7 protein-coding genes are annotated in these 10,832 nt (G+C 67.6%); 4 read left to right on the forward strand and 3 right to left on the reverse strand.

Translation table 11 applies throughout. The features are described 5' to 3' along the window. Positions 1-7: 7 nt before the first annotated feature. Positions 8-1,693: a malto-oligosyltrehalose trehalohydrolase gene (gene treZ / locus Aple_RS47395; protein WP_155351364.1), complete on the forward strand. Its 1,686-nt coding sequence runs from the start codon at positions 8-10 to the stop codon at positions 1,691-1,693. On the opposite strand, the gene Aple_RS47400 is transcribed toward treZ, so the two are convergent. Beyond that, positions 1,664-2,632 carry a YbgA family protein gene (locus Aple_RS47400; RefSeq protein WP_155351365.1) on the reverse strand — a complete coding sequence of 323 codons (969 nt, stop codon included), beginning with the start codon at positions 2,630-2,632 and terminating at the stop codon, positions 1,664-1,666. The genes treZ and Aple_RS47400 overlap by 30 nt on opposite strands. Before the next feature lie 89 nt (positions 2,633-2,721). Further along, positions 2,722-3,672: a MerR family transcriptional regulator gene (locus tag Aple_RS47405; protein ID WP_155351366.1), complete on the reverse strand. Its 951-nt coding sequence runs from the start codon at positions 3,670-3,672 to the stop codon at positions 2,722-2,724. A 670-nt stretch (positions 3,673-4,342) separates the two neighbouring features. Here Aple_RS47405 and Aple_RS47410 point away from each other — a divergent pair. After that, complete coding sequence (locus Aple_RS47410) at positions 4,343-5,119, forward strand: SAM-dependent methyltransferase (RefSeq protein WP_155351367.1); 777 nt, start codon at positions 4,343-4,345, stop codon at positions 5,117-5,119. A 62-nt stretch (positions 5,120-5,181) separates the two neighbouring features. On the opposite strand, the gene Aple_RS47415 is transcribed toward Aple_RS47410, so the two are convergent. After that, positions 5,182-7,104, reverse strand: coding sequence for a hypothetical protein (locus Aple_RS47415; RefSeq protein ID WP_155351368.1), 1,923 nt, complete (start codon positions 7,102-7,104; stop codon positions 5,182-5,184). Between the two features lie 107 nt (positions 7,105-7,211). On the opposite strand from Aple_RS47415, the gene Aple_RS47420 reads away from it, so the two are divergent. Together Aple_RS47420 and treS are read left to right on the forward strand one after the other, a co-directional pair. Then, the gene (locus Aple_RS47420; protein ID WP_155351369.1) at positions 7,212-8,918 is read left to right on the forward strand and encodes an asparagine synthetase B family protein; all 1,707 of its coding nucleotides are present in this window, start codon (positions 7,212-7,214) and stop codon (positions 8,916-8,918) included. 152 nt (positions 8,919-9,070) lie between these two features. Further along, positions 9,071-10,714, forward strand: a complete 1,644-nt coding sequence (gene treS, locus Aple_RS47425) for a maltose alpha-D-glucosyltransferase (protein ID WP_246265431.1) — start codon at positions 9,071-9,073, stop codon at positions 10,712-10,714. Positions 10,715-10,832: the final 118 nt, after the last annotated feature.

The raw sequence follows: 10,832 nt of genomic DNA on the forward strand, positions 1-10,832 counted from the left end.
GTGAGATATGTACGAAGTCTGGGCGCCCCTGGCGACGCGCGTCGAAGTGGAATCCGGGGGCATCAGACGGGACATGTCTCTGGATAACGGCTGGTGGCGGGCGCCGGGGGATGAACACGGCGTCGATTACGCCTTCCACGTGGATGGCTCCGGGCCGTTTCCCGATCCGCGGACCCGGCGGCAGCCGTACGGTCTGGAAGGTCCGAGCCGGGTCTACGAGCACGCCAGATTCACCTGGGGCGACCAGGACTGGCGGGGCCGCCATCTGCGCGGTTCGGTTATTTACGAATTGCACGTCGGGACGTACACCCCAGAGGGGACCTTCGAGGCGGTCATCGACAAGCTGGCGCACCTGGTCGATCTGGGTGTCGACTTCGTGGAGTTGATGCCGGTCGCGCCCGTGCCCGGCCGCCGGAACTGGGGCTACGACGGTGTCGACCTCTACGCCGTACGCGAGGACTACGGCGGCCCAGACGGCCTCAAGATCCTCGTCGACGCCTGCCATCAGGCGGGCCTGGGCGTGATCCTCGACGTCGTCTACAACCATCTCGGGCCTTGCGGGAACTACCTCTCCAAATTCGGGCCTTACCTGCACGGCTACAAGGGCTCGTACTGGGGCGACGCCGTCAATCTGGACGGGCCGCACTCCGACGAGGTGCGCCGCTACTTCATCGAGAACGCGCTCCAGTGGCTGCGCGACTACCACATCGACGGCCTGCGCCTCGACGCCGTGCACGCCCTGCACGACAAGCGCGCCGTGCACTTCCTCGAAGAGCTCGCCGGCGAGGTCGAGGCTCTGTCCACGGTGCTTGGCCGCCCGCTCACCCTCATCGCCGAATCCGACCTCAACGACCCCGGCCTGATCACCCGGTACGGCCTGGACGCGACCTGGAACGACGACGTGCACCACGCCCTGCACTCGGCCGTCACCGGCGAAACCCACGCGTACTACGGCGACTTCGGCTCGCTGGCGGCCGTCGCCAAGGTGATGACCTCGGCGTACTTCCATGACGGCGGCTACTCCACGTTCCGCGGCCGCTCCCACGGCCGCCCCGCCACCGGCGTCTCCGGGCACCGATTCGTGTGCTGCGTCCAGAATCATGACCAGATCGGCAACCGGCCGCTCGGCGACCGGATGAGTCCAGAACAGCTCTGGCTGGCCGCCGGACTCCTGCTGACCTCGCCCTTCACCCCCATGTTGTTCATGGGCGAGGAGTGGGGCGCCGGCACCCCGTTCTACTTCTTCACCGACCATTACGACCCCGCCCTGGCCGCCGGAGAGGGCGAGCGCCGCCGCCGCGAGTTCGAGTCGTTCGGCTACGACTGGAAGGCCCCCGACCCTCAGGACGAAACCACCTTCCTCCGCTCAAAACTCGACTGGTCAGAGCCCACTGAGGACGGTGCCGCCTCCCTGCTCGGCTGGTATCGCGACCTCATCGCCCTGCGCAAATCCCACCCCGACCTGGCCGATCCCCGCCTTGACCGCGTGCACGTCCGCTACGACGACGACCGCCACTGGCTGATCATCGAACGCGGCTCCATGCGAATCGCCGCCAACCTCGGCCACTTCCCGGTCGCGGTCCGCGTAGAGCCCGGCCACGTCCTGCTCGCCTCTGACGAGGGCACCACGCTGACCGGCTCGGACCTGTACCTGCCGCCCTTATCACTGGCCATCGTGCACGCGAAGCTCTGACGGGTACGGCGCGAAGTAGGTCTGGTCGCGCACATACCGGGCTTCCTCGCCACAGGCGCGCTCCAGAAGCATCGCTGTGGGCACGTGGAGTGGCACTTGCCTGCGCGCATAGGCCGCGATCGCCTCCGCCAGGTCGGCCCGGCGAACGGCGTCCAGCGCGTTGCCGACCAGGCCCAGGCAGTGCTGCAGCACGTTGACGTTTCGCCGGATGCTCGCCCGTCGGCTGAACGTCCGCTGGAACACCTCGGCGTAGGCCATCCGGGGGTCTCCGCGCCGGGTGTAGAACACGATCCGCCCGGCCTCCTGATAGCCCGTCGCGTCATGCGCGAGCAGTTGCATCATGTGGCGCGAATGAAATTTCACCAGGTCACATGGATGCCACGTGGCTGCCAGGAGCACGCGCAGGCGGGCAAGGGCGAAGATCCGCTCGATGAAGGCCTCCCGGAGCGCGGCGTTGTCGAGCCGGGCCTCGTCCTCGACCGGCACCATCGGGAAAGCCTCCATGATCTTCCCCGCGAACAGTCCGCGTCCCTGGTGATCCACCACTTGATTCCCCGCGTACGTGGGAATCCCGTGCAATCCGCATGACGGGTTGCGGGCCTTGAACACGTATCCATCGATGTCCAGCGTGCGAATCCGCTCCTCGGCCGCCGCCGCGATCGCCTCTGTCACGTCGGTACGGCTCCGCCCCTGAACCAGCCGGTCACCCCGCTCCAGCCGCAGCGTCTCCCGAGGTGCGCCCAGTCCGGCCTCCATCTCCGGACAGACAGGCACCCACTCGACGAACCTATCCAGTTCATCGGCGAGGAACCTGTGTCCGCCGAAGTACCGGATTGGCGCCCCGAGCAGGCAACTCGACACGGCGACCCGCGGCCGGACGCTGGTCGTGAAGCCCCGCACGAGCGGCGCGTGACCCTTCGTCACCGCGTCCCGCTTCATGAGCGACATGGTGACCCCCCCTAGCTAGAAACTTACTCAAAACCTATTCATACCTGCTCGCGACGAACCGTGCAACCGCGCGAGACAGCTCAGCGCAGCAGGCCCACAATCCGAATGATCGCCTCGTTCATCGAGGTCAGATGCCCTATGTCAGGCGGCAACTCCCGCCAGCCCGGCCCACCCGTCATGATCGGGCTGGGCGGCCGAAGCACCGGCAGTCGGGTCAGCGGCTCCGGATTTCCCGTCTCGGCCATCTGCGACCAGACAAAGACGAGGGCGGGATTCAGCCGCCGCATCGCGTCCCCCAGCGCCGAGAACGGTGTACGCGCCCCCAGCACCCGCACCTCCACCGAATGCTCCGACGCCAGGGCGGCGGCCAGCGCGAACACCGGCAGGCAGTGCTGCTCATCCTCGGCGCAGGCCAGCATGACCGGTCGGGGATTGATCGGCCGCGCCGGCCGCCCGATCAACGCGGTGAACGCGGCCATGAGCCGCTCGGAGAACATGTGCTCGACATCGACCCCCACCCCCGTGGCCGCCTGCCGCCTGCTGATCACCGCGAACGAGGGCAGAACCAGCCGATCCCACGTCTCGGTGACCCCAAACCGCCCCAGCCCAGACGCCACCGCCTCCTCCACTGACCAGCTGTCCAACGCCATCGCGGCCCGCGCCAGCCGCCCAGCCTCCTGCTCGACCGAGCGCTCTGGGCGCGCGCCCTCACTGACCGGCTTACCGACGTCCCGCCGATCCACCTCCCGCACTGGCGCGCTCCGGTCCTCCTGGGCCTTGTCTGGAACCGAGCGGATTCGAAGCGCCGCCTGCGCGGCCTCCGCCGGCGGCGCCCCCGACTTGATCAGGCGGTTCATCTCCTCCAGCCGGGTCAGATCAAGCGCCCCATAACGCCGATGCCCCCCGGGACTTCGCGAACTCGGACCGATCCCGTAGCGGAGATTCCAGGTGCGCAGGGTAGGCGCGGGCACCCCGAGTCGCCGCGCCACCGCGCCGATCCCGTAGCTCAGACCACCCTGCGATTCATCCATGTACGCATCCGATCGGATTCCCGTGGATGACAAATCATGCCGTGCCCGAGACACTTCGCGCCGAATCCTTCGGGCGCAACCACGTATCAGATGCAACCAGCGACCGGCCCGTCTCCACGGGTTCTCCTGTGGGGACTGTCATCGTGCTATTTACCCGTGACCTGCGGGTCCGGGACCATCCAGCACGCGCCGCCGCCTGCGCCGAGGCCAGACAGGACATCGGGGGCTTCTGCAAACTTTCAAGCTCTTGCGCAAAGTTCTCTAGAGAACTTGGCTCTTCCCGCTGAAGGGTTTGGGGGGAATCGGGTCGACGCAGCCACCCTTGGGGTGGGCATTCCAGACCACTAGACATCAAATTTAACACAAAGTCAAATATTTGGTCAAGACTCCTGGAGGGGATCGTGCCGCCCAATCGGAGGACGCCCTGGAGCGGGGCTTCTGGTCTTCCCTTTTCGCGGAGACCGTGATCGATGCGTTGTCGGAGCGGGGGAAGGAGCGGCTCCTGACCGCAGGGGCTCGGGAACGGTTCCCTGCTATCCGGCAGCCGGTGGCGCAACTGCGGAGCGCCCTTGGAGACCCTGACCTGGAGAGACTTTGAAAGGTCGCCGGCAGCGGGAGGGTGGGCGCGCATTGCCGGTGATTCGGGCATGTGGCGCGATACGATGCGCCCATGGTCGACCGCAAACCCCCCGGTGGTGTGGACGTTACGACGCCTAACTCTGCACGGATCTACGACTTCATGCTCGGGGGCAAGGACAACTTCGCCGCGGACAGGGCCGCTGTGGCGGAGATTCTGAAGGCGTTCCCCGAGTCCAAGGAGGGGGCCAGGATCAACAGGAAGTTCCTGGGGGATGTTGTCACCTTCATGGTGCGGGAGTGCGGGATTCGGCAGTTCGTGGATGTGGGCGCGGGGTTGCCGACCCAGAACAACGTTCATCAGGTGGCCCAGGCGGCGGCGCCGGACGCACGTGTGGTCTATGTGGACAACGACCCGGTGGTCTGTGTGCATGGGCGGGCGATTCTGGCGAGCTCGGAGGGGGTCGCCATGATCGAGGCGGACATCGCCGACAGCGAGAAGATCACGATGGAGGCCGCGAAGACGGGCTTGATCGACTGGTCCGAGCCGGTGGGGGTGCTGATGGTCGCGGTGCTGCATCACGTCGCCGACCCGTACGACCAGGTGGCCAAGATCCGGGAGGCGATGGCGCCGGGAAGCTACCTGGTGGTCAGCCACATGTCCGTGGCGGAATCGCGTCGCAGTGACACCGATCAGGTGAACGACACCTACTCTACGGCGCGGGGCAGCGGGCTGTTCCCCCGGACGGTCGAAGAGATCAACCGATTCTTCGGCGACTTCGAGCAACTGGACACCGTCGACTTCATCGACGCCGCGGTGTTACGGAGATTCGCGGCGCTCGGCTGGGGCGGTCTAGCCCGCAAGCCCTAAGGGACCAGCCACTCGCCGTTCACGCGGGCGGTGGTTGGCACCGCACCGGGACAGCACGTGCTTTACAGGAGCGCCAGGGATTCGGCCGGGACGTAGCCCTCCAGGGTGGCTGAGCCGAAGAGGCGGCCTTCGGCGATGGCGCGGACGCAGACGTAGGAGTAGCGGTCGGCGGAGTAGACGCGGATGGTGTCGGCGCGGGCCTGGCGCATGAGGACTTCGTCCCAGTCGTCGGTGATGTCGGCGAAGCCCAGGTCCTGGAGGGGCTGGCGGCGGGCGAGCAGGGTGCCGCCGGCGACTTCGGCGAGGAAGCGGTGTTCGGTGCCGGGCTGGCGGAGCAGGGTGGCGCCGGCGACCTTGATGTAGCAGGAGGCCTTGCCGATGATGTCGGCGTCGGTGGACGCGAAGTGGCGGAGGGCGTCGGCGAGGTAGTGCTCGCCGTACAGGTCGCGGGGGTCGAAGACGGCGATGTAGTCGCCGTCGGCGAGGCGGAGGGCGCGGTCGAGGGCGGCGCCGCGGGTGAGCGGGCCGGTGGAGCGGACGACCGCGTCGACGCCGAGGGGCTGGAGGGATTTCTCGACGAGCCCGGCGGCCAAGCCGTCGGCGACGATCACCAGCTGTTCGGGGCGGCGGTGCTGCCGGGCCAGCTGGGTGACCAGGTGGTCGAGTTCGGCGGAGGTGGCCACGGCCGCGATGGCGGAGACGACGGTGTCGTTGCGCACGCTGGGGACGCCGATCGTGTCCATGATCGGGTCCAGGAACGGGGTGACCGCGGTGGTCGCGCGCCAGGCCAGGTGGGGGTGGGGGGCGGCGCCGTCGAGGGTTTCGGGGGGCTTGCTGCCGGTCAGGCAGAGTACGGGCGTGCCGCAGGCTTCGATTTCGGCGATCACGCGGGGATCGGCGTCGACGCCGGCGATCACGAGGGCGGGCTGCCGGTAGGCCGTCAGCACATCGTCATAAGTGGATTTATCGGAAGATGACTGCCCGATCAGCGGCTGCCATTCGCCGTCGACCATGCCGAGCGTGCGGATCTCGTCGGAGCTCCGGCCGTCCAGGGCGGGGATCTGGTTGTGCACGCGGGGCTGGACGGTGTGCGGGAGCACGCCGACGCGGTCGTGGCGCAGGGCCGATCGCCATTCCCTGGCGCGGGCCTCGTTGGTCGCCAGGACATACTCAAACAATTCCGCGGCCGGGAATGCCTTGCCGACAGAACCGGACGAATGCCAGAACACGGTCTTCACGCCGCGCTTCTTGCACGCCTCCACCAGGTCCCGCAGCGCGCGCGACTGCCCCTCCAAGGCCTCCAGCCAGCGCCCGCCGTTGCCCTGGCGCGGCCCGGACCGCACCGACTCGACGAAGAGCACGTGCGGCTGGTGCTCCTCCAGCATGGCCTGCCAGTTCTCGGGGCCGAAGTTGGTGACCTGCCGCCACTCGTACCGCATGAGGGCTTCGGTCTGCCGGTCCACGATCGCCGCGACCGTCAGGTACGGCCGGACCAGCGGCCCCTTCGGCACCACGAACGACTCGGCCAGCGGCGTGGACACGACCGGCCCGCGGGGATCCGGGGCGACCGCCGGCACGGTGACCTCCGGCACGACCGGATCCGGCCTGAAATCGGAGCGTTTGGGCGCGGGACGCTTCTTGATCGGAGCCTTCAGCGTCCTGGCGACCGTGCCCGGGTTCTTGGTCTGGATCGCGTCGCCTAGCTGGGACCACCGGCTGGTCTGCACCGACTCCAGCTTCCACTGCGCCACCTCGGTCTGGTAACGCTGCTCGGCCAGGTTCTTGGCCAGCTGGGCGGCCTGCCGTTCGACCGCTTTCAGCCGGGTTTCGGCCGCCTTCGCCCGGGTCAGGGCGTCGGCTTCGGTCCTGGCGGCTTCGTCCAGCCGCGCCTGATAATCCACGAGCAGCCGGGCCAGTTCGGCGGCCCCCGCAGCCTGCTCGACGGCCTGCGCCAGCGCCTGCCGGACGCTCTCCAGCTCACTCATAGCGGTCACAATATCCGCATACCGGGCACCAGAAGACGTCAATACGACACCAAGGGCACCCCTCACCTCCTTAAACTCTTCGGAACACCGATCAGGAGGGATCAGACGTGCGCAGAGGTGAGTGGCCCGCATTCCTGGCCAGGCCGTATGTGTGCGGTGCTTTCGGGCCCTTCGACCAGTCCCGGCTGGATCTGCTGGCCCGCTCGGGGCCCGCGGTCGAGGCCGCGTACGTCACCCGCGACGCCGCCGTGCTGAGTTCGGGCCCGCTCACGCCGTACGACAGCGGGCCGACGATGGCCGCCTTCTCGTGGGGCGACCGGCAGCCGATCGGCGGCGGCGACTGGCTGCGGGTGGCCGAGACCTACGAGACGCCCGGCCTGATCGACGCGCCGGACCTGGTCACGCTGCACACGGGCGCGTTCGGGCTGATCGACGTCTACTACCTGACCGATGGCGACGCCGTCTACTTCTCCGGCCTGATCGAGCCGCTGCTGGCGCTGGCCCGCCGGCCGTACGAGGTGAACTGGAACGCGTGGGCGGCCATTCTCAAGCTCACCTACCCGTTGCTGGAGGACACGCCGTACGCGCAGATCAAGCGGCTGCCGGGGGCGACGGCGCTGAGCTGGTCGCGGGCCAGGGGGCGGCTGAGCGTGGATCGGCGGGCGCCGCGCTGGGTCCGCGAGGAGCAGTTCGATCGTGGCGTGACCGGCGCGGACATCGTGGCGCTGCTGCATGAGGCGCTCAAGCCGTACGAGCAGGTGCTGGTGCCGGTGAGCGGCGGGTACGACTCACGGCTGCTGGCCAGCGTGGCGGTGGCGCAGCGCAAGGACATCCTGTCCTGGACGACCAGCCCGGACGACGGGCTGGACAACGACATCGACTTCGCCCGGTACATCACCCGCGAACTGGGCATCGAGCATCGGATCGTGCCGCAGCGCGCCGAGGACTACCCGGACGAGGCGCGCTGGGCGGCGCGGCGGCTGGAGTATCTGACCAGCCATCACGCCTGGTATTCGCCGTTCGCGAGGGAAGTCCACAAGGCGGGGCGCGCGGTCGTGGACGGGCTCGCGGGCGGGCCGCTGATGAAGAACTTCCTGATCACGGCGGACGCGGTGGGCGCGGGCACCGGACAGGATCGCCGGAAGGCGCTGCTGGCCGCGCTGGCCACCGGCGACCCGCATCTGCCGGTGCTGAGCGAGCACGCCAGTGCCTGGATGGACGACACGGTGAGCGTGGCCTTCGACCAGGCCACCTCGATGTTGCGCGGGCACCGCAGCGAGCTGCCGCTGAGCGTGCTGCACACCAGGACGGCGCGTGGGATCGCCCGTTCTCCGGTCAATCTGGTCGGCCCGGAGGCGACTCCGGTCTTCCCGTTCCTGTATCCGGAGTTCTTCGACGCGGCGCTGTCGGTGCCGGTGGCCCGGAAGGAGGGCGGGCGCTTCTACCGGGAGATCCTGCGTGCCGCCAACCCGAGGGTGGCGTCGCTGCCGTCGACGAACGGCGCGCTGCCGCACCGGCGGGTGCCGCTGCGCTCGGGAGGTCCGGCCGCCCGTGAGTGGAATCACACGATGCTGGTCAAGGCGGCCAGGATCCCCGGGCTGATGTCCCCGCAGATGCTGGACGTGGTCGCGGCGGGTCCGGACGCGCTGGCAGCCTTCGGATCATGGAATTCGCGTTTTTGGTTGCGCGGTTTAGTGCTTTTCGGTTCCTGGCTGGCAGACTATGAGGACGTTCTGGGCGACCTCACGCCTCCCTGGAGCGCTGGTGAGATGACTCCCAGTAACCGCACAGAAACGCCGGAAAAGCCGTTGTAAGGGCTACGTAACCGTTATATGTCAAGACAGGTCAGATGCTATCTTCTGCGGAACGCTGCTCTGAGCTGCGGACTTGAACAACACTCCTCCCCGTAAAGCGATGTTCGATGACAGTTGCTTCGCCATGCCCAGAGCCGGCTTCTGACACCCAGATGTCACTTGATCCCGGCTGGTACAAAAGGGCCGTTTTCTATGAGGTTCTCGTCCGCGGCTTCAAGGACTCCAACGGCGACGGCACCGGCGATCTGCGCGGGCTGATCGAGAAGATGGACTACGTGAAGTGGCTGGGGGTCGACTGCCTCTGGCTGCTGCCGTTGTACCAGTCGCCGCTGCGCGACGGCGGCTACGACATCTCCGACTATATGAAGATCCTTCCGGAGTTCGGGGACCTCACCGACTTCACGGCCATGATCGAGGCCGCCCACCAGCGCGGCCTGCGCGTCATCACCGACCTGGTGATGAACCACACCAGCGACAGGCACCCGTGGTTCCAGGCGTCCCGCGAGGACCCGGACGGTCCTTACGGCGACTTCTACGTGTGGACCGACGACCCGACCACCTACGACGGCGTGCCGATCGTCTTCGTCGGCGCGGAAGAGTCCAACTGGACCTACGATCCGGTCCGCAAGCAGTACTACTGGCACCGGTTCTTCCACCACCAGCCCGACCTCAACTACGACAATCCGGTCGTCCAGGAGACCATGCTGGACGTCCTCCGGTTCTGGCTGGACCTGGGCGTGGACGGGTTCCGTCTGGACGCGGTGCCGTACCTGTTCGAGCGGGAGGGCACCGACTGCTCCGGCCTCCCGGAGACGCACGCCTACCTCAAGCGCATCCGCGCCGAGGTGGACGCCAACTACCCCGACCGCGTCCTGCTGGCCGAGGCCAACGGCTGGCCCGAGGACGTGGTCGAATACTTCGGCGACCCCCTCACCGGCGGCGACGAATGCCACATGGCCTTCCATTTCCCGCTCATGCCGCGCATCTTCATGGCCGTACGGCGAGAGAACCGGGAACCCATCTCCGAGATCATGTCGCGGACCCCGAAGCTCCCGGAGACCGCCCAGTGGGGCATCTTCCTTCGCAACCATGACGAGCTCACCCTTGAGCAGGTCACCGAGGAAGAGCGCGACTACATGCACGCCGAATACGCCAAGGACCCCCGAATGCGGGCCTACCTGGGCATCCGGCGACGCCTGGCGCCCCTACTGGAAAACAACCGCGACCAGATCGAGTTGTTCACCGCGTTGCTGCTGTCAATGCCCGGCTCACCGGTCATGTACTACGGCGACGAGATCGGCATGGGCGACAACATCTGGCTGGAGGACCGGGACGCGGTCCGCACCCCCATGCAGTGGAGCCCCGACCGCAACGCCGGTTTCTCCCAAGCCGACCCCGGCCGCCTCTACCTGCCCGCCGTGATGGACCCGATCTACGGCTTCCCATCGGTCAACGTCGAGGCCCAACAGCAGAACCCGTCCTCGCTACTCCAGTTCACCCGCCAGATGCTCGAGATCCGCCGCCAACACCCGATCTTCGGCACCGGCGACTTCATCGAACTCTGGTCCCCCAACCCCGCCGTCCTAGCCTTCCTCCGCGAGGACGGCAACGACCGCGTCCTGTGCGTCAACAACCTCTCCAAACACCCCCAACCAGTCGAACTCGACCTCCGCCGCTTCCAGGGCTACACCCCCGTCGAATGCCGCGGCGGCGTCCCCTTCCCAACAGTCGGCGAACTCCCCTACCTACTAACCCTGCCAGGCCACGGCTTCTACTGGTTCGCCCTAAAGGTCTAGAAGCGGCGCCGGGTTGCTCACCGCAATCCGGCGCCGTTCACGCTCGTGATACGTCTCGCCGCACCGGCGCAAAAGCGCTTGCGGCAGCCCGCCCGGAGCAATGGCTCACCGGGCACTC

Source organism: Acrocarpospora pleiomorpha, assembly GCF_009687885.1.
In the GTDB taxonomy this organism is placed as follows: domain Bacteria; phylum Actinomycetota; class Actinomycetes; order Streptosporangiales; family Streptosporangiaceae; genus Acrocarpospora; species Acrocarpospora pleiomorpha.

What these genes read in the sequence shown, in the direction of transcription:
- treZ (WP_155351364.1), top strand. Translation starts at nt 8, where the DNA reads ATGTACGAAGTCTGGGCGCCCCTGGCGACGCGCGTCGAAGTGGAATCC.
- Aple_RS47405 (WP_155351366.1), bottom strand. Translation starts at nt 3,672, where the DNA reads ATGGATGAATCGCAGGGTGGTCTGAGCTACGGGATCGGCGCGGTGGCG.
- Aple_RS47400 (WP_155351365.1), bottom strand. Translation starts at nt 2,632, where the DNA reads ATGAAGCGGGACGCGGTGACGAAGGGTCACGCGCCGCTCGTGCGGGGC.
- treS (WP_246265431.1), top strand. Translation starts at nt 9,071, where the DNA reads ATGTCACTTGATCCCGGCTGGTACAAAAGGGCCGTTTTCTATGAGGTT.
- Aple_RS47415 (WP_155351368.1), bottom strand. Translation starts at nt 7,104, where the DNA reads ATGAGTGAGCTGGAGAGCGTCCGGCAGGCGCTGGCGCAGGCCGTCGAG.
- Aple_RS47410 (WP_155351367.1), top strand. Translation starts at nt 4,343, where the DNA reads ATGGTCGACCGCAAACCCCCCGGTGGTGTGGACGTTACGACGCCTAAC.